18 protein-coding genes are annotated in these 20,158 nt (G+C 45.7%); 4 read left to right on the forward strand and 14 right to left on the reverse strand.

The genetic code is table 11. The annotated features are described in order from the left end of the window. Positions 1-114: 114 nt before the first annotated feature. The gene (locus tag RB604_RS17355) at positions 115-1,413 is read left to right on the forward strand and encodes a bifunctional folylpolyglutamate synthase/dihydrofolate synthase (protein WP_005930958.1); all 1,299 of its coding nucleotides are present in this window, start codon (positions 115-117) and stop codon (positions 1,411-1,413) included. Here RB604_RS17355 and RB604_RS17360 read toward each other — a convergent pair. The 8 genes from RB604_RS17360 to dnaN form a co-directional block, all read right to left on the reverse strand. Next, positions 1,381-1,755: a RidA family protein gene (locus tag RB604_RS17360; RefSeq protein ID WP_007481998.1), complete on the reverse strand. Its 375-nt coding sequence runs from the start codon at positions 1,753-1,755 to the stop codon at positions 1,381-1,383. The two genes, RB604_RS17355 and RB604_RS17360, sit on opposite strands and share 33 nt — an antisense overlap. Positions 1,756-2,163: 408 nt before the next feature. Continuing rightward, positions 2,164-3,870, reverse strand: coding sequence for a S1 family peptidase (locus RB604_RS17365; protein WP_005930954.1), 1,707 nt, complete (start codon positions 3,868-3,870; stop codon positions 2,164-2,166). 183 nt (positions 3,871-4,053) lie between these two features. Continuing rightward, positions 4,054-4,797, reverse strand: a complete 744-nt coding sequence (gene rlmB / locus RB604_RS17370; protein WP_007481993.1) for a 23S rRNA (guanosine(2251)-2'-O)-methyltransferase RlmB — start codon at positions 4,795-4,797, stop codon at positions 4,054-4,056. Between the two features lie 4 nt (positions 4,798-4,801). Beyond that, the gene (recN, locus tag RB604_RS17375; RefSeq protein ID WP_021937005.1) at positions 4,802-6,484 is read right to left on the reverse strand and encodes a DNA repair protein RecN; all 1,683 of its coding nucleotides are present in this window, start codon (positions 6,482-6,484) and stop codon (positions 4,802-4,804) included. Between the two features lie 228 nt (positions 6,485-6,712). Next, the gene (gene porD / locus RB604_RS17380) at positions 6,713-7,663 is read right to left on the reverse strand and encodes a type IX secretion system protein PorD (RefSeq protein WP_005930947.1); all 951 of its coding nucleotides are present in this window, start codon (positions 7,661-7,663) and stop codon (positions 6,713-6,715) included. Then, complete coding sequence (coaBC, locus tag RB604_RS17385; RefSeq protein WP_055294032.1) at positions 7,660-8,856, reverse strand: bifunctional phosphopantothenoylcysteine decarboxylase/phosphopantothenate--cysteine ligase CoaBC; 1,197 nt, start codon at positions 8,854-8,856, stop codon at positions 7,660-7,662. The genes porD and coaBC overlap by 4 nt, the downstream gene beginning before the upstream one ends. Before the next feature lie 89 nt (positions 8,857-8,945). After that, positions 8,946-9,725, reverse strand: coding sequence for a 3'-5' exonuclease (locus tag RB604_RS17390; protein ID WP_005930941.1), 780 nt, complete (start codon positions 9,723-9,725; stop codon positions 8,946-8,948). A 131-nt stretch (positions 9,726-9,856) separates the two neighbouring features. Continuing rightward, positions 9,857-10,981, reverse strand: a complete 1,125-nt coding sequence (gene dnaN / locus RB604_RS17395; RefSeq protein ID WP_055294034.1) for a DNA polymerase III subunit beta — start codon at positions 10,979-10,981, stop codon at positions 9,857-9,859. 153 nt (positions 10,982-11,134) lie between these two features. On the opposite strand from dnaN, the gene RB604_RS17400 reads away from it, so the two are divergent. Continuing rightward, a complete protein-coding gene (locus RB604_RS17400; protein WP_025819990.1) occupies positions 11,135-11,506 on the forward strand; it encodes a DUF3127 domain-containing protein in 372 nt (123 codons plus the stop codon). Between the two features lie 305 nt (positions 11,507-11,811). On the opposite strand, the gene RB604_RS17405 is transcribed toward RB604_RS17400, so the two are convergent. The 5 genes from RB604_RS17405 to RB604_RS17425 form a co-directional block, all read right to left on the reverse strand. After that, positions 11,812-13,443 carry a DUF3352 domain-containing protein gene (locus tag RB604_RS17405; protein WP_055294036.1) on the reverse strand — a complete coding sequence of 544 codons (1,632 nt, stop codon included), beginning with the start codon at positions 13,441-13,443 and terminating at the stop codon, positions 11,812-11,814. 64 nt (positions 13,444-13,507) lie between these two features. Then, positions 13,508-14,263 (reverse strand): MBL fold metallo-hydrolase, encoded by a 756-nt coding sequence (locus RB604_RS17410; protein WP_005930930.1) that lies wholly within the window; start codon positions 14,261-14,263, stop codon positions 13,508-13,510. A gap of 144 nt (positions 14,264-14,407) precedes the next feature. Beyond that, a complete protein-coding gene (gene murB, locus RB604_RS17415; protein WP_007481982.1) occupies positions 14,408-15,409 on the reverse strand; it encodes a UDP-N-acetylmuramate dehydrogenase in 1,002 nt (333 codons plus the stop codon). Positions 15,410-16,002: 593 nt separating this feature from the next. Continuing rightward, the gene (locus RB604_RS17420) at positions 16,003-16,857 is read right to left on the reverse strand and encodes a DUF4348 domain-containing protein (RefSeq protein WP_005930925.1); all 855 of its coding nucleotides are present in this window, start codon (positions 16,855-16,857) and stop codon (positions 16,003-16,005) included. Continuing rightward, entirely contained in the window at positions 16,857-17,810 is a 954-nt protein-coding gene (locus tag RB604_RS17425) for an NAD-dependent epimerase/dehydratase family protein (RefSeq protein ID WP_005930922.1), read from the reverse strand. Before RB604_RS17425 ends, RB604_RS17420 begins: the two co-directional genes overlap by 1 nt. A gap of 134 nt (positions 17,811-17,944) precedes the next feature. On the opposite strand from RB604_RS17425, the gene kbl reads away from it, so the two are divergent. Beyond that, positions 17,945-19,132, forward strand: coding sequence for a glycine C-acetyltransferase (gene kbl / locus RB604_RS17430; protein ID WP_005930919.1), 1,188 nt, complete (start codon positions 17,945-17,947; stop codon positions 19,130-19,132). Next, the gene (locus tag RB604_RS17435; RefSeq protein ID WP_007481978.1) at positions 19,132-19,542 is read left to right on the forward strand and encodes a DUF2721 domain-containing protein; all 411 of its coding nucleotides are present in this window, start codon (positions 19,132-19,134) and stop codon (positions 19,540-19,542) included. Before kbl ends, RB604_RS17435 begins: the two co-directional genes overlap by 1 nt. A gap of 61 nt (positions 19,543-19,603) precedes the next feature. Here the strand turns inward: RB604_RS17435 and RB604_RS17440 are convergent, their stop codons facing one another. Then, positions 19,604-20,086, reverse strand: a complete 483-nt coding sequence (locus RB604_RS17440) for a ferritin (RefSeq protein WP_005930912.1) — start codon at positions 20,084-20,086, stop codon at positions 19,604-19,606. Positions 20,087-20,158 lie beyond the last annotated feature (72 nt).

The following is a 20,158-nucleotide window of genomic DNA, read 5'->3' on the forward strand; positions in this document are numbered from 1 at the left end:
TGTTGATATTTGCAATCCGGTAAAGCAATCGGTCACTACGATGAAAGATTGACGCACCTAAGATAAGAAATAAAAGGGCAAAAGAGATTTCTTGCCAGTTAAATATTATAAAAGATGGACTATCAGAACACTTTAAAGTACTTATATGAGAGTGTCCCCATGTTCCAGCAAATCGGAAGCGGAGCATATAAAGAAGGATTAGCAAACACGAGAGCATTGGATGAATACTTCGAACACCCCCACCGGAAATACCGTACGATACATGTGGGAGGCACCAATGGAAAAGGTTCCTGTTCGCATACCTTGGCAGCCATCCTGCAAGAAGCCGGTTACCGGGTAGGACTTTATACATCTCCGCATCTGGTTGATTTCCGCGAACGTATCCGGATCAACGGAGAAATGATGCCGGAAACGTATGTTGTAGATTTTGTAGAAAAGCACCGGAGCTTTTTCGAACCGTTACATCCTTCTTTCTTTGAACTGACCACCGCCATGGCTTTCCGCTACTTTGCCGATGAAAAAGTGGATGTAGCACTCATTGAAGTCGGGTTGGGGGGACGTCTCGATTGTACCAACATCATCACCCCCGATCTATGCGTCATAACCAACATCAGTCTTGACCACACGCAATTTTTAGGAAACACATTAGCCGAGATAGCAGGAGAAAAAGCCGGAATCATCAAAAAAGGAACCCCTGTTGTCATCGGAGAGGCTACAGAAGAGACCCGACCGGTATTTGCAGGAAAAGCAGAAGAAATGCACGCACCCATTGTTTTTGCAGAAGACGATAACCGGATTTTAAAAGCAGAAAACAGCGATAACGGACTACTATATGAAACCCGTGAATATGGCTGCCTGCAAGGAGAATTGGGAGGGTATTACCAAATAAAAAACACCAATACGATACTTCATGCCCTGTCACAGCTAATAGCGTTGGAGTATGCCATCAAAGAAGAAAATATCCGCCACGGCTTTGCCCGCGTCAACGAACTGACCGGACTTATGGGACGTTGGCAAAAGCTAAGTGACCACCCACTGCTTATCTGTGACACAGGACACAACACAGGTGGAATTACTTACATCACCCAACAGATAAAATCAATCGTATACGACCATCTTCACATTGTAATAGGGATGGTGAATGATAAAGATATCCGTGGCGTACTGAACCTGCTGCCACAAGATGCGACGTACTATTTCACAAAAGCCAGCGTGAAACGGGCATTGCCGGAAGAGGAGTTAAAAAGAACCGCCCGTGAATTCGGACTACATGGCAATACTTATCCCACAGTAACCGAAGCCGTACGCGCCGCCCAAGAAAAAAGCCTCCCAAAAGATTTTATCTTTGTAGGAGGCAGTAGTTTCATTGTAGCCGATCTGTTAGCGAACCGCAATGCACTCGATCTCGACTAAAGCATCTTTGGGCAAAGCCTTCACCGCCACAGCCGAACGAGCCGGGAAAGCACCGTCGAAATAAGTGGAATATACGCCGTTCATCCCTGCAAACAAAGACATATCCTGAAGGAAGACAGTCGTTTTGACGATGTCGGCCATTGTCAATCCGGCTGCTTCAAGAATATGCCTGATATTTTCCAGAGACTGACGGGCCTGTGCTTCTACCCCTTCGGGCATTATTCCTGTGGCTGCATCAATGGGGAGCTGTCCCGATACAAATACCATACCGTTCGCTTCGATAGCCTGGCTGTAAGGACCGATAGCTCCCGGAGCTTTCTCACTGCAAATTACCTTTTTCATTGTATTTCCTAATTTTTATAGCCTCTCCCCAATCCTCTCCATAGGAGAAGGGAATAGACACTCATGATTATCAATCAGTTATAAAACCAACTTAGTCCCCTCTCCCACGGAGAGGGTTAGGGAGAGGTCTCGTACTCTTATCATTTTCCGCTCCGAAGGTAAGAAAAAAAAGATTTTGATAAAAATTATAAGAAAAAAAGTGGATGTCCGTGCAGTATTCTTTGAAAAGCTGCATTTACTATATAGTTATACAAGAGATTACCTAAACTAACTTTGATAAAACCGAAACCTAAACTTGACTGAAAAGGAGATGAGAGAGAGAGTGTTTTTATGAAAATCTCCAAAAAGAAACCCCTATCCTACTGCGAGGACAGGGGTTTCCCTTTTTTATTACGATCTATCGATATTTTATTTGCAATGTTTCTTGATCAGCTCATCCACATTGGTATCTCCCAATTCCTTGGCTTTTGCAAAACTGGCACATGCCTCTTCCTGCTTTTTCATTTGTATCTGGCAAATACCCATGATGCGATAGGCTTCGGCATACTTCGGATCGACTGCCAAAGCCTCATCCAAAGCTTTTAACGCTTCTTCATAACGGCCCACACGAAGATTTACCACCGCTTGTTCCGCACGATAAGTCAACTCTTTCGGGTTAAGTTCGATGGCTTTGGCTATATCATCAAGGGCACGTTGGTATTGGCGCGCTTTAATAGCCGCCTGTTCACGATAATAATAGAACACATCGTTCACCTGCCCGCTCACGGCATTAAAATAAGTATCATAATCGAGCATGGCAGCCCGGTATTGCTCTGCATTCATGTTCATCTGTGCACGCTCCAACACGTAAGGGGCATCCGCTACGGCAACCGGCTGCGGGCAACGGGCAATGCAACTGTCCATCATTATGACAATTTCCTTCGGATCAGCATCCATCATTTCCATCGTCTTGGCAGCATTAAAGAAAGTGGCAGGCGATGCCAGATTACTGCGGTTCACCTTTCCATAACAGGCAAGTGCGGCAGGATAATCCTGTTTTGCAAATAGAATATCGCCTTCCAACTGCACATATACAGGCAATGAATCGATAGCCAAAGCACTGTGCACATAGTCCAAGGCTTTCTCATATGTCCAGTCTTTATAGGTCTTTTCAGGTTTACCCAACTGATAATTATAAATCTGCTTGGATATGTTATAATACACATCATCTTTCTTCTTGGCCACTTTCAGAGCCCGTTCCATATCCGCCGCCGCTTTATCGAAATCCGCATCCTCTTTACCGCCAAAAACAAACGTCGAAGCACGACGAAGGTATCCGTCCGGGCTATTCGGGAATTGTTTCACAAAATCATCAAGCAACGACACATATTCTTCCTGACTTACCTGCGAAGAAGCCACATACAAATATACAAGCGCCTGCTCCTCCGTATCGGGTAATCCTTTCTTTATACCAATATTCCGCAGTGTAATATCGCCGAGCGACAATGCGCTGATGCCTTGCGACATAGCGAAAGCGGCACCGGCTGCATAACAGATACTGGCAGTATCCTGTCCGGACGCTTTTTGCGCAAGCCCGAATACTTGTCCGTTGGCATCAGCCACCGGGCAACTCACCATTTTATCTTTCAGACGCATGTCGAGCGTATAATAACTGTAATTATCTTCTATTTTTGTCACCTTCTTTACCTTTCCTTGTGTGCATGTGCGGTCTTTCTGAGTGGAATAAGGCAACAGGTAAGCCTCTGCACCGACAGCCGGTGCCACAGTAGCTACTGTAAGGGCAGGCACTTTCTTTTCCGTGATAGCTACCCGGAACTTGATGACATCGTACATATCATTCGCTCCCAAAACGGCATCCACCGGCATTTGCTTTCCTTCCGAATTAATAATAACGGCGCGTTCCGCTCCCTTGAACAAGGAATAATCAGACAACGCCACCCCGTCTTCGGTTACAAAAAAGCCGTTTCCGGTATTCAGAATCTTATCATTTTTGTCATAAATAACCACCGAGAACACGGCACGTTTGGCTTTCTCTACCCATTTAGGCGCCTGTGCCATACTCCATTGTACCGACAGGCAGACAAATATAAAAGGTAATAATAAGAATTTCTTCATAATTTTATTGTTTTTAAAGCCTCTCCCCAACCCTCTCCACAGGAGAGGGGGTACAGATACTATTGTTTATTAATCAGTTATGAAACTAACTTATCTCCCTCTCCCACGGAGAGGGTTGGGGAGAGACTTCACTTTCTATTTAAGTTGAATATTAAAAAACAAAAACCGGCAGATGATTTCCTGCTAATCCAAATGACGTTGCTTTACCGCTTCGTAAATCAAAATACCGGCAGCCACCGAAACATTGAGTGACTCGATACTACCCAACATCGGTATTTTCACCCACTCGTCACAAAGAGCAAGATTCTCGTATGACACTCCCGTATCTTCCGCTCCCATAATTATGCACATCGGACCCGTATAGTCGCCTTTCGTATAGTCATAATCACCTTTTTCGGTAGCGGCAACAATGCGGAAGCCACTGTCTTTGAGGTACTGCAAAGTACTTTTCAGGCTCTGTTCGCGACAAACCGGCAGGGTATGCAAAGCTCCGGCAGAGGTCTTCATTGCATCGGCATTCACCGACACACTGCCACGTGCAGGGATGATAACGGCATCTACCGCCGCACACTCGCAAGTACGGGCAATGGCACCAAAATTACGCACATCGGTTATACCGTCGAGCATCACAAAGATAGGGTTCTTACCTTCCTCAAAGAGAAAAGGTACAAGATCTTCCGTCTTCTGGTAAGTAACGGAGGAAATAAACGCTACCACTCCCTGATGATTTTTGCGGGTAATGCGGTTGATACGTTCTACCGGAACACGCTGTACCGGGATGAGCGTACCTTTCAAGGCGGCAAACAACTCCTTAGACAATTCACTCTGGATATCTTTCTTCACCAGAATCTTATCAATCTCTTTACCGGCCTGTATAGCCTCTATGACGGCACGAACGCCGAAAATCATTTCACTTTTATCAATCATCTATTTATTTACTATTTGATAGTTCTAATTTACTATTCAGCAGGGATTTTGCATTCTCCAATGCAGCCTCCGTCAGCGTAGCCCCACTCAGCATATGTGCTATTTCCTCTACCCTTTCTTCATCGGTAAGACGGCGGATATGGCTATTCGTTTCCATGTCATTATCACGTTTGTATACCTTATAGTGCGCACGTCCGCGTGCAGCAATTTGCGGCAGATGCGTGATACTGATCACCTGCCTTTCCTGCTCTCCCATCTCTTGCATGATATCCGCCATCCGATCGGCGATTTCACCGGAAACACCGGTATCGATTTCATCGAACACAATGGTGGGAAGTTTTACCGCACCGGCTATCATGGCCTTAACAGACAACATGACTCTGGCTATTTCACCGCCGGAAGCCACCGAAGAGATGTTCTGCAACGCACCGTTCTTATTGGCCGAGAAAAGGAAACTCACTGTATCTTCCCCCTGCATTCCGGGTTCCTTGCGTAACCCCATCTCCACCTGAAAACGCACATTGGGCATCCCCAACGGCACCAACCGGGAAGCCATCTGTTTTTCCACCTCACGGGCGGCAACAGTACGGGCCTTGGTGAGCAAGGCAGCCTGCTTTTTCACTTTATTATATTGCGTATCCCGCCGGGCGGCCAAAGCAGCAATACGGTCGTCAAAGGAGGTAATAGTGGCAAGCCTGTCACGATACTCTTCCGTCAGCCTTACCAACTCTTCCACCGTTTGTACACGATGTTTTTGCTCTAAAGAATAAATCAGGTTCAGACGGCCGTTCACTTCATCCAACCGCACAGGATTAAACTCTATATCTTCACTTTGAGTGCTGATTTCATCAATGATGTCTTTCAACTCAATATAAGTGCTGTGCATGCGTCCGGCAAGTTCCGTAGCCGGCTGATAAACTTTCTGCAATGACGAAAGCATAGCGGCACTCTCTTTCAATACCGGCAACAAACCGCCTTCATCCGCAGAGAACGCTTGTCCGATCCGATACAACCCTGCCTTGATTTCTTCGGCATGGCTGAGGGTTTCGGACTCTTGTTCCAACTCTTCCTGCTCACCTTCGGCGAGATGCGCTTCTTCGAGCTGCTCAAGCTGAAAACGAATATAGTCTTCGTCCGCCTTGCTCTGCTCGGCACGAACCGTCAACTCATCCAATTCCTTTTCCAACAGTTTCCAGTCGGTATAGGCCCGACGATAGTCAGCTAAAATGTCCTCGTTATGTGCCAGAATATCAAGCACGTTCAGTTGAAAGCCCTCTTTGTTCAACAGCAAATTCTGATGCTGTGAATGCACATCGACCAACTGCTCACCCAGTTCTTTCATCTGTGCCAGTGAAGCAGGCGTATCATTGATAAACGCACGGCTCTTGCCCGAGGCTTGCACCTCGCGGCGAAGAATACACTCTTCTTCGTATTCCAGTTCATTCTCGTCAAAAAAAGATTGCATTCCATAAGCGGAAATGTCAAAACGAGCCTCTATAATACATTTTGATGCTCCTTGCCGGATGGCTTTCACATCGGCACGTTGCCCCAACAACAGCCCGATGGCGCCGAGTATAATAGACTTTCCGGCACCGGTTTCGCCCGTGATGACGGAAAATCCCGTTTCAAAGCGGATATCCAGCTTCTCTATCAAAGCATAATTCTGAATATACAGTGAACGTAACATAATAATAATGTGCCAATTAATCAATATGCCAATGTGCCAATTAACCAATATGTCAATGCACCGATTAATCAATGTGCCAATTGCTCAATGTAGCGATTGCCCGATATGTCGATTGGCGGTGTACACACATAGATCTATTTACATTTTAATTATTCAATTTATAAAATCTCAACCCGGATACAGGAAAAAGCAACATCATACTACTTCAATGCCCCGTATTCAAGCACCTCACTGTTTCGATTTTATCTGATCCCACGAAGTATTTTGCGAAGGATTGATATTCGAAACAATCTGGTAAACCGTTTCCCGTTCATTCTGGGCAGCAGGCGACTTTCCACCATAGATATTGATGAGTTCATCTTTCTTTATCTCCGTAAAGATGACAGGCAATGAGGACATCGGCTTGTTATCCCGCGCCTGTTTCAGCCCGGCAATCGAGGCAGTGATAGCAGCACGCCCCCGAGTAGCGTTAGTCGCCATTTCATCCAGTCCTTTGCGATGATAATCATACATCATCTGACGGAGCGGACTCATACCGGGGTCCAGATAATCGTTAATAACGGCATAACGGTTACGACTGTCATCAAATGCCTTCCAACCTTTTTCATTGAGCGTCTGCGCAGCTGTCACCACGCTCTCCGCCGCATGAAGTATCTCCGTTCCACCTTCCGGCGCCATCGTATCCATGTCCAGACCGATCATCAGATAGACATAATAGGCGATAACGGCTGTAAGGTTGTTGTCAATCTGATTATCCCGTAATTCCAACGGATCGAACTCGCGATAATTGAACTCCACGTTGTTGTCTTTGAACATGAATACCGGAGATTGATACCCCGACTGATAGACCGGACGGGTAGACTGCACAATCAGTTCACAGCCCCAACGCCCCTCCGCTTCGTCATAGCTCTTCACTGTGAAATTCATCGAACACCGGATACGTTCGTTTACCTCGTACTGCGCCTGCGTCCAGTGCCGCTCATTGATAAACTCGGTCAGTGCCGTTTCAAACGTTTTGAACACTTGCACATTGGTTCCCTGCACTTGAGAATGGTTGACAGCCACTTTGCAGTCCAACTCCTGAGCCGAAAGCCACAAAGGAAACGACACTGTGGCAAAAACGCCCAGCATTCTCCACAACACGCCACTCCATTTATCTCGCATCCTACTCGTCTTCATCGCAATTCCTCCACTAAACGGTCGATAATATCTTGTGCTACCTCTGTCTTCGGTTTCAACGGATAATCCGTGTTCCCCTGACGATCGATAATACTGATTTTATTGGTATCGCAACGGAATCCGGCACCGGAATCATTCAAAGAGTTAAGCACGATAAAATCAAAATTCTTACGTTCTAATTTACTTTGGGCATTATGCCGCTCATCATTTGTTTCAAGAGCAAAACCGACAAGCTTCTGCCGTCCGTTTTTCATCTGTCCCAAAGTAGCGGCAATGTCCTGAGTCGGTTTTAAACGCAATACCAAATCCTCTTTTTCACGTTTTATCTTATGATCCGCCATCGTTTCGGGCGTAAAATCAGCTACCGCCGCACAAAGAATTCCCGCATCGGCCTCCCGGAAATGACGTTGCGCTTCCTCTGCCATTCCGGCAGCACTTTCCACATCGATACGACGGATACGCGAATGACGTGTTTGCATCTGCACCGGACCGGTTACCAACACAACCTCAGCCCCACGTCCGGCACATTCTTCAGCCAACGCAAAACCCATTTTCCCGGAAGAATAATTCCCGATGAAACGCACCGGATCAATTTTTTCGTAAGTAGGACCGGCCGTAATCAATATCTTTTTCCCCGCCAAATCACAAGAGGACGGAAAAAACTCATCAAGGACACGAATGATATTTTCCGGTTCTTCCATTCGCCCCTTTCCCTCCAAATGACTGGCTAAGAATCCGGTACCCGGCTCGATGATATGATTTCCATACGAACGCAAAGTATCCAGATTGGCTTGTGTAGAAGGATGGGCATACATATCAAGGTCCATCGCCGGTGCAACAAACACTGGAGCTTTGGCAGACAGGTAGGTAGTTATCAACATGTTATCCGCTATTCCATTGGCCATTTTACCGATGGTGGCAGCCGTAGCAGGCGCTATCAGCATGGCATCCGCCCACAGCCCCAAATCCACATGACTGTTCCACGTACCATCACGCTGAGCAAAAAACTCGCTGATGACAGGCTTGCTCGTCAATGCAGACAGTGTGATCGGAGTTATAAACTCTTTCCCCGCCGGCGTGATGACAACCTGCACTTCCGCACCCCGTTTTACCAGTCCGCGAATAATGTAACACGCCTTATATGCAGCGATACTACCCGTAATTCCTAAAACTATTTTTTTACCTTTCAGCATGAAAAGATTTATGATTTATGAATTATGACTTATGAGGGATAATGTGATTTATGAATTGTGATTTTATGAATTATAATTCATAAATCATCTCATTTTGTGATCAAATTGCTCATCTCCCTCAACCGGATTTTCGTAAGCATGGCTTTGGTATTGAGTGTAAAGTCACTGTTCAGAATCCAGCTATAATACCCCGGATCTTTTTTCAGCACTTCGCTTACCGACTGCCCTTTGTACTTACCGAAGTTGAAAACTTCCACTCCGTTGTCATCATAAACCATCCGGCCGGCAAAGTCCACATTTTTGTTAAAGCTGGAATAATCGGCCAGATAGGCTATGTCGTTTTGCAACTCCGGATAACGGTCAAGCTGCGCTTTCAGTACCTCATAGGTAGCACGCGTATCAGCTTCGGCCGTATGCGCATCTTCCAGATTCTTCTCGCAATAAAACTTGTAAGCAGCCGAAAGGGTACGTTGCTCCATCTTGTGGAAAATCACCTGAACATCCACAAACTTACGCTTGCTAATGTCTATATCGACACCGGCACGAAGAAATTCTTCCACCAATACCGGCACATCGAAACGGTTGGAATTAAATCCCGCCAGATCGGCTCCTTCAATGTCATAGGCAATGTTTTTGGCAACCTCCTTGAATGTGGGACAATCCGCTACATCGGCATCATAAATGCCATGAATGGCCGAAGAAGCTTCGGGAATGTGCATTTCCGGATTGATACGCAAGGTTTTAGCCTCTTCATTGCCGTTAGGATATACTTTGAGATAACAAATTTCTACGATCCGGTCTGTGTTGATATTGGTACCCGTTGTTTCCAGATCAAAAAAAACAATAGGGTTCTTTAGGTTCAATCTCATGCTTAATTTAGTTGAAAGTTGAAAGCTTATTTAGTTGAGAGTTGAAAATTGAGAGTTGAAAATTAAAAGTTAACCACACTATCATGCTGCATAGTAACTTTCAACTTTCAACTCTCAACTTTCAACTGCATTTAGTCGTTTAGCATCATCGGCATCAACAACATGAGCAGGTCTTCGTTTTCTTCCTGTTCCACTGGCACTACTACGCCGGCGCGTGAAGGATCTGCCAATTCTATCACCACCTCTTCTGCCGAAATGTTGTTCAGAATATCAATCAGGAATGTCGATTTGAAGCCGATACTCATTGGGGCACCCGCATACTGGCATACCTGCGTTTCTTCGGCCGAAGTGGAAAAGTCGATGTCTTGGGCGGAAACTACAATTTCATTTTCCTGAATACGTAGCTTGATCAAGCTGCTTGCCTGTGACGAGAAAATGGACACACGACGCAAAGCACCGATCAGTTGCTGACGGTCCACCGTCACCTTGTGCGGATTATTCTGCGGTATCACCGAGTTGTAGTTCGGATAACGGCCTTCGATAAGACGGCATACCATACGGTAGTTTTCAAGCGTAAACACGGCATTGCGTTCGTCGAATTCGATAACAACCATCCCGCTTTCCTTCGGCAACAGATTCTTGAGCAGCGTAGCCGGTTTTTTAGGCAGGATAAAGGCGGCACGCTCATTTCCACGGGCAGCCAGCGTTTTACAACGTACTAACTTATGTCCGTCCGAAGCCACCATCGTAATGTCTTCGGTAGTAATATCAAAATAAATACCATTCATCACCGGACGTAATTCATCATCTGCCGTAGCAAACACACTCCGGTTGATTCCACCCAACAGAATCTGTGCGTCCATTTCCACACGTACGGCATTGTCCCCCAACACTGCCGATTGAGGAAATTCATCGGCATTCTGCCCCACAAGGTTGTATTTTCCGTTCTGATACTGCACTGTTATTTCGTATGTTCCGGTATTCACATCGAAAGTCAACGGCTGTTCGGGAATCTCCTTCAAAGCATCGAGCAGGGTTTTGGCAGTCACGGCAAAACGGCCGTTCATGTCACTTTCATTGACTTCGATAGAAGTTACCATCGTCGTTTCGCTATCGGAAACGGTCACAGACAACGTTCCGTCTTCCAGTTCGAAGAGGAAACAATCCAAAATAGGCAACGCGTTTTTTGAGTTTATCACACGGCTGATGGCCTGTAAATGGCTGAAAAGCGCAGTACTTGAAACGATAAATTTCATATATTTCCGAATGTTTAATTTTTAATTTTATTAATGCACAAAGTTACGAAAAAAGATTGGGGTGCACCAACAAAACAAAAGAAAAAACACAGGGTTGTATTTCGAATATTCCTAAAATATCGTAACTTCGCCGCAGAATTAAAAATTATCACAATGGAATTTACAGGAAAAATTATCGCTATACTCCAACCCAGAGGCGGAGTTTCTAAAACCGGGAACGAATGGAAATCCCAGGAGTACGTTATCGAAAACCACGACCAGTATCCGCGCAAAATGTGTTTCGACGTATTTGGCGCTGACAAAATAGAACAATTCAACATCCAGATGGGCGAAGAACTTACCGTGTCTTTCGACGTCGATGCACGCCAATGGCAAGACCGTTGGTTCAATAGTATCCGCGCTTGGAAGGTAGAACGCGTAGGAGCAGGAGCACCGATGACTCCGGGAGCACCCGTTCCTCCTCCGGCACCGACAGCTGCACCGGAATTTATTGCCGGCGACGCCAAAGACGACCTGCCGTTCTAAAAAAGAAATTACCAGCAAGATTTCAAATCGATCCTAAGAAAACGGGATTACTTGGAATACCAGAAAACCGAAGGGGATGAATCAAGACTCCCCTTTTATCGAAATCACCCTCGCTACAATTGCCTGAACTGCACTCCTAAAGTTTTATGTCCAACTTTTGGGGTGCAGTTCAGCCTGTGGCGAGGGTGATTTTTAGTTTATGAGAATTTCATCAATCGTTCGTATCCCTTCGACCATCCTCCATTTTCCGGAACAAACACCGGACTATAATTTCGTCAAAAGCCAGAGGAATTTCGAAGTGACTTTTACTCACCTTTGTACTGCAAAACCACATTCGGATAAGCCACCCCATCCGTACAGGAAAACTGGGCGGAAAGGACAAAATAACGGAAGAAATCCGGATTACGGAAAAAGAAGCTCGGGAGCAAACGGACATAGCTCTCGGGCTGCACAAACATATGTTCCAGATCGGCCACAAACATAAAATTATACACATCAGACAGGCCGACTATGCTTTCCCTGTAACCAGGCATCCCTTCCAGTATCTCCCCCTTATCCAAATGCCGGACATAACAGGAAAGACTCTCCGCATCAGGGGCCAGCAACAAGCGCCCGCCATACAAGCATGCATAAGTATGCAAAGACGATGAAGCAATACCTGTCAGTTGCGCAAACAATGTATTGCGGGGCAATAAATATACGGGATAAGCTCTGGACGGAGTATAACAAAAAGTTACAGCCAGACCGGATACAAATTTCCGCTCGTGCGGACAATTATCAATCAATATCTTAAGCATCTGCTCGGCTCGCACTGCATCCCGAACCGAAAGACTTGCAACTGCAGCCGGATACTTCGTGGTATCATTGTATGCAAAAAGACAGGTTGTCATATCGTGCAAGGCATGTTCTTTCAGATAGGCCGCAAATGCCTCGTCATAAACCCCGACAGAATCGGCAGGCATCATTATATCACCCGCAGGATTCCGATCATTGGCAGCAAAATCGAGGGCAGACTGCAAATCACTAATCGATCGCTGGTTAAAAAAGAAAGTCGTCACAGGAAGAATCTCCCCCGGAAATCCCTCAAGAGATTGTTGCCGGCGCAGCATATTCATAAAAGTCAGGCAGGTATCCGTGTCATGATTGACACCCGAAAAATAAACAGCATCGCCATTCAACTTCATATCAAATTCTACCCAGCCCCCAAAAGGTGTCTGCTCCTGTGCATCATCCTTCATTTTTCCCATATCAAGTGAATGCACACGAGTATAAATAGTGGCAGCCGCATTGTTTTTTTTCGCTGCACGCATATCAGAAAACACCGAATCTCCGAGCAGTGACTGCCCCGACAGACGTGCGTCGATCACCTCTTCGACCAGCTTTTTCTGATAACTCGCCACTAAAAAATTAGAAGTCAGATAACAGGCAAGGAAGTCATCGCCCGGCAATGGATAAATACGTATCTCTTCACCTTTGTAATCGAACATTTTAGAAGGAAACGTACTGGAACAATATTTCTTTATGAACTTTCCGATCAACTCGTAATCACCCGAACCGAGCGCGCAATAAAGCACTTGATTACGGTCATTGTCCGGCTCATGGAAACTGAGCAACACCTTGCTCATCTGCCGGCTCAATCCGTGCGGAGTTTCTTCAAGAAGTGTATAAAGATGCGATTTCAGACAGGAAAAGATTTTAGAAATATACAGAAAATGGTTGTCCTTGCTACAAGTCAGTTCATCTATATCTTGTATCAAGGCAGTCATATTATCTGTTTCGAGAACCCCGACCGCACTGGGCGGAACCAAAGTATAAAGTTCAAATTCTTCTTTATTTTCTGCGGCCGACAACTTAAAAAAAGAGAACACCGCAAAACCTGTACACAAAAGCGCGACAGAAGTAGTAATCGAAATTTTTACCAAAGTACGAAGCTTCATAATATTGTTGTTTTACCGGCTACGGACAAAAGTAATAATTTCCATAAAAAAACCAAAACTTCTGCTAAATTATTTCTAATCCGTCAAATGCAAAATGCACATGGGGAGGCAACTGTTTTTCAACTTCGGCCTGTAATCCGATATGATGACTCATATGGATGAAATAAGTTTCTTTGGCCCCAATCCGCCGCGCCACTTCGAGGGCTTCCGCCAGACTCTGATGCGTAGGATGAGGAGCAATCCGGAGCGCATTTACCACGAGAACATCAAGATTGCATAATTGTTCATAAGATTCGTCGGGCATCGTGAGCATATCCGTAATATATCCCATATTTTCAATACGATACCCTAAGATGGGGAGCCGTCCGTGCATCACCCGCAAGGGAGTCACCGAAGTGCGGTTTATCCGGAAAGTCCGGCCGGGCTCAATCTCCTGCAACGGAATATTGGGCACGCCCGGATAGTTATGATTTACAAAACAATAAGGCATGCGGTTTCGCAGACGTTCGGCCGTATATGCCTCGGCATAAATGGGCACTTCACCAAAACGACAGAAAGGACGGAGATCATCCAATCCTCCCACATGATCATAATGTTCATGGGTGATAAGTACCCCATCTATCTTTTTGAAAGGAAGTCCGAGAACCTGCGCACGAAAGTCAGGACCGCAATCGATCAATATACGCGCATCATCCGTCTCAACCAAAGCAGAAGTACGCAGCCGGTGATCTCGCGGATCGGCAGAGGTGCAAACTTCACAGGTACATCCAATTTCGGGTACTCCGGTAGAAGTACCGCTTCCTAATATCGTTACTTTCATACTTAACCAAGCAGCCTCTCCCCAACCCTCTCCGTGGGAGAGGGGACTAAGTTAGTTTTGCGACTAATCAGTAGACAAGAGTATCTCCTTGCTACCTCTCCTGCGGAGAGGATTGGGGAGAGGCTTTAATTTATTAGTTTTACGTCAAACAAAGTTTACTTCCGGATGAATATCCACCCCGAACTTTTCATGTACGGAAGCCCGTACGGCATCCGAAAGAGAAATAATATCTTTTCCTGTGGCACCGCCACAATTCACCAACACCAACGCCTGCTTGTCGTGTACAGCAGCAGGCCCCAATGCCTTTCCTTTCCAGCCGCACTGGTCTATCATCCATCCGGCAGGAATTTTCACCCGACCGTCAGCCAATTCATAGAAAGGCATGCGCGGATATTCCTTCTGCAGAGCTTTAAAACATTCTCTGTCTACAATGGGATTCATAAAGAAACTACCGGCATTTCCCAGCACTTTCGGATCAGGCAGTTTACTTTTCCGAATATCGATAATCACGCGGCGTACCGTTTCTAACGTTATCTCATCATACTTTGTCAACTCCTGACGAATAGTGCCGTAATCCAACGTATAATGTTCCCGTTTACTTAACCGGAAACAGACATACGTCACAAAAACATCTTTCATCTCCGCAAATTTGAAAATGCTTTTACGATAGGCATATCCGCACTCATCCACAGAGTAAACGCGCTCTTCTCCCCGGATGTTCATCGTGATAACAGAAGTTATCAAATCCTTCGCTTCCACTCCATAAGCACCGATATTCTGCACCGCACTCGCTCCCACCTCTCCGGGAATAAGCGAGAGGTTTTCGGCTCCATACCAACTGCGACGTACACATTCCGCCACAAAGTCATCCCACTCCACACCAGCACCTACACGTACCCGGACTTCATCATCCGTCTCACCGATGATTTCTATCCCCCCAATACAGGAATGGAGCACCGTGCCCGGATAATCTTTTGTAAACAACAGGTTACTACCACCGCCAATATGTAGGTAAGGCTCGGATATAAGCCCTTCGGCAACCATCCTGCGAAGTTCGTCCACCGAATGATATTCCAAAAAACAAGCGGCTTTCACATCAATGCCAAATGTATTATGAGCTAAAAGAGAATAATTTTCTTGTTTCATAACTTTTATAGGGTTAATCCTGTAACAAAGAAACAGGCCGGACCGACGGCAGGGGTTCTGAGGACAGGCGCACAAAATTAATGAAATTATTCTATTCTTTCTTTTGTCTTGATACAAAAGAAAGAATCAAAGAAAAAATCAAGGCTGCATTTCCTTCGCTACTGCACTACGGTAAAAAGCTAAAGGGGCTCGAACTCGCTTCGCTCAGACAATCGCCCCTTCTTACGCTTTTTACCTACGTTCCGTTTGACGCGAAGGAAATGAGGCCGGGAAACCTTGCGGCGTGAAAGCAATCTCTTCAGTACCGAAAATAATCTTTCCATCACCGAAAGCAATCCCTTTAGCACTGAAAGCAATCCTTCCATCATAAAAAACTCCCTCCACTACCGTAGTGTCGGGAGATTTCCGTCCGGCCTTATTTTTTCTCCGTCAAGCGAACGCCCGTAGTGGAGCGTCAAAAAGGGGCGATTGTCTGAGCGAAGCGAGTTCGAGCCCCTTTAGCGGAACGAAGGAAGAGAGTAGGAGAAAAAATACAGCCTTGATCCTTTCTTTTGGTATCTTTTCTTTCGTATCAAGACGAAAGAAAAGTACACTCAGATGCTAACATCCTCAAACTTATACAGCTCCCAATCCCCGCTCCTCTCTTTCCTCTTAAAATAGAGAATATTAGATAGCCCGTTCCCTATTCCCTTCAAGGCAACGATTTTGACATTAGAATCATCAATGCTTTTTTGTCCGTAATTAATGTTCGACAAACGGTCGGTGGGCAGTTCCGGTTTGAAGGCAAACCATTGATTCAGGTCGAGGGTTGTTTCCAGTACCGAAAAGTCGTCATCCGGATCGGTCGTGACAAAAGCCAATGGCTGCTTGATACGGCGGCTCTGAAACAAGCTATCGGTGGCAAAACGCCCGAAAAACTCTACAAAATCTTCATTATCCCCTTTTTCAAGCGGGCGCAGATCGATCGCTTCCAGTATCCACGCTCCCTTTATCCGTTCAAAGTAATATTTCTTCATCTTATGAGTCCGGATAAAAATCCACTCCACTTGCACGGATGTCAGCGTGGTGTCTCCTACTAAATCCATATCTTCCTCACGATCGAAAAGAAGAGTATAATAATTCTGTTTCGTAAACAGGTCATCGTGCTTCCAATACTTTTTATCTATTTTTGAAGGCTCGTCACCGTTGTAGTAGGACAACGGAAACTTAACGCGTTGCCGTTGCAACTCGTCATCAGAAGCAAAGTTATAAATGAAGTCATCGAACGACTCGTCCGCCTCTGTCGGTTTCGGTTCTTCCGGTGCCTTCGGACGGTGGAGCGTATCAGCCCGATGAAGAGCCGAATCCACCTCATTGGTAAGGGATGCAAAAGGGTCAATCCCCGTCTTCTTATTCCCGCAGGAAGCAAGAAGAGCGAGAGCCATGACTCCCGCAATAAGTTTTTTCATTATTTCAGTTTAGCTCTTAATTTCTCAAGCATATCTACCGTCATACTTTCCAAATCATAAGCCGGCTTCCAGCCCCACTCTTCACGAGCGCAAGTATCGTCCAGGCTATCAGGCCAACTGTCGGCAATGCGCTGTTTCAAAGGATCTACCTGGTAAATCATCTTAAAATCGGGCACATGCTTACGGATGGCTTCATAAATAGCCTCCGGATCGAAACTCATGGAAGCGATATTGAAAGCATTCCGGTGAACCAGCTTTTCCGGATCGGCTTCCATCAGCGAAATGGCGGCATTCAAGGCATCCGGCATATACATCATATCCATCAGCGTGCCTTTGGCAATGGGGCATACAAAAGTTTCCCCTTTTACGGCAGAATAGTATATATCGACAGCATAATCCGTCGTACCACCGCCCGGAGGGGTCACATTGGATATAATTCCGGGAAAACGGACGGCACGTGTATCGACACCGTATTTATTATGATAATAGTCGCTCAGCAACTCCGTAGTCACTTTGGAAATGCCATACATGGTACGCGGACGCTGGATAGTATCTTGCGGAGTCTTCGTATGAGGGGTATCCGCCCCGAACGAGCCGATGGAACTCGGAGTAAAAACAGCGCAACCGTGGATGCGTGCCGTTTCGAGCACATTCCAAAGACCGTCGATACCGATCTTCCAAGCCAATTTAGGTTTTGATTCGGCTACCACAGACAGCAAGGCGGCCAAATTATAGATAGTGTCAATATTATATTCCTTCACTACAGACTCGATCATCCCGGCATCGGTTACATCAACCACAGCCGAAGGTCCCGATTCCTTTAATTCTCCTTTAGGCTCCGCGCCCGGTATATATCCGGCTACAACATTCTCATTTCCATAGCGATTACGCAATTCCATCGTGAGTTCCGAACCGATCTGTCCGGTAGCTCCAATTACCAAAATATTTTTCATTCTTCCAACTTATAGAGTATATTAAGCTAAATGGTGCGCAAAGTAAGTACTTTTTTTCCATTTTTATAGCAAATAGTCATTGTTATTTGAAGAAAAATAATGTCCTTTGCATAGAAACTAAAATTCCAAACGCTATGTACGGTAAAATGAAAGAACACCTCAGCAATACGCTTGCTGAAATTAAAGAAGCCGGCCTCTATAAAGAAGAACGACTGATTGAAAGTGCACAACAAGCAGCCATCACTGTAAAAGGAAAAGAAGTGTTGAACTTCTGTGCCAACAACTATTTGGGACTCTCGAATCACCCCCGCCTGATAGAAGGGGCAAAGAAGATGATGGACCGTCGCGGGTACGGCATGTCTTCCGTCCGGTTCATCTGCGGAACGCAAGATATCCACAAAGAACTGGAAGCAGCTATTTCCGATTATTTTCAGACAGAAGACACCATTTTATATGCAGCCTGTTTCGATGCCAACGGTGGTGTGTTCGAACCGCTCTTTACCGAGGAAGATGCCATCATCTCCGATTCATTGAACCATGCTTCCATCATCGACGGTGTGCGTCTTTGCAAAGCAAAACGCTACCGCTACGCCAATGCCGATATGGCTGAATTGGAAAAATGCCTGCAAGAAGCTCAGGCACAACGTTTCCGTATCATCGTTACGGACGGTGTCTTTTCGATGGACGGCAACGTGGCTCCGATGGATAAAATTTGCGACCTTGCCGAGAAATACGACGCCCTGGTTATGGTAGACGAGTCTCACTCTGCCGGAGTGGTAGGTGCTACGGGACACGGCGTAAGCGAGCTGTATCATACTTACGGACGTGTAGATATCTATACCGGCACATTGGGTAAAGCTTTTGGCGGTGCATTGGGAGGATTCACCACCGGACGTAAAGAGATTATCGACCTGTTGCGCCAGCGCAGCCGTCCTTACCTGTTCTCAAACTCCTTGGCTCCGGGCATTATCGGTGCCAGTCTCGAAGTATTCAAGATGTTGAAAGAGAGCAACGCGCTCCATGACAAGTTAGTAGAGAATGTCAGCTATTTCCGCGACAAGATGATGGCTGCCGGATTCGACATCAAACCGACCCAAAGTGCCATTTGCGCCGTCATGCTGTATGATGCCAAATTATCTCAAGACTATGCAGCCCGTATGCTCGAGGAAGGTATCTATGTAACGGGATTCTATTATCCGGTTGTGCCGAAAGAACAAGCACGCATCCGCGTCCAGATTTCTGCCGGACACGACAAGGTTCATTTGGATAAATGTATCGATGCGTTCATCAAGGTGGGCAAAGAACTTGGCATATTGAAATAATGGAAGAACTTACCCTCACCACCCCCGCCCTCTTGTTTTCAGCAGTTTCTCTGATTCTGCTGGCATACACGAATCGTTTCTTATCGTATGCCCAGTTGGTTCGCCAATTGCGCGACCGCTATATGGAAAATCCGACGGATATCACCGTAGCCCAAATAGAGAATCTGCGTAAACGGCTCAACCTCACCCGTACGATGCAAGGATTGGGCATTGCCAGCCTATTTTTCTGTGTAGTCAGTATGTTCCTGATTTATATCGGGCTGCAACTACTTTCGGCATACATCTTCGGACTGGCATTGCTCCTGCTGATTGCTTCATTGGGAGTATCATTAAGAGAGATACAGATATCGACCCGCTCACTGGAAATCTACCTGAGCACGATGGAACGGGGAACGCCTAAAAAGAAATAAGAAAAGGGAGTGTGTGAACACTCCCTTTCGTATTATCTATCGGTATATCTTCAACAGAAACTTATTTGCGCTGTCCCAGCTGAGAATCGATAAAGAAGATTCCTGCATCACCGGCTTTCTTGATCTTATCAACAATACCTTGTGCAGTTGCTTCTTCTTCCACCTGTTCGCGAACAAATCCCCAAAGGAAATCCTGAGTAGCATTGTCTCTTTCGGCAGAAGCAACAGATACCAGTTCGTCAATCATTTTAGAAACATGGCATTCGTGCTTGTAAACGTGCTCGAACACTTCCAACGGAGTACCCCATCCTGAAGGAACTACGTCTATTTTATCAACTTTAGCTACACCGCCACGCTTGATAATATAATCGGCCATGACATAAGCATGTTCCAACTCTTCCTGAGATTGCTTTTTCATCCAATTGGCAAATCCGCTAAATCCTTCTTTTTCAAAGTAGAAAGACATAGACAAGTACAGGTTAGCAGACCACATCTCGGCAGTTATCTGCTCATTAATTGCATTTTGTAATTTTTCTGAAATCATAATCGTTTGTATTTATTTGATTGAAATGATTACAAAAATAACAAGAATACTGTTTAATTTGTTCAACCGAAT

It is taken from the genome of Bacteroides salyersiae, from assembly GCF_031172035.1.
GTDB classification, from domain to species: Bacteria; Bacteroidota; Bacteroidia; order Bacteroidales; family Bacteroidaceae; genus Bacteroides; species Bacteroides salyersiae.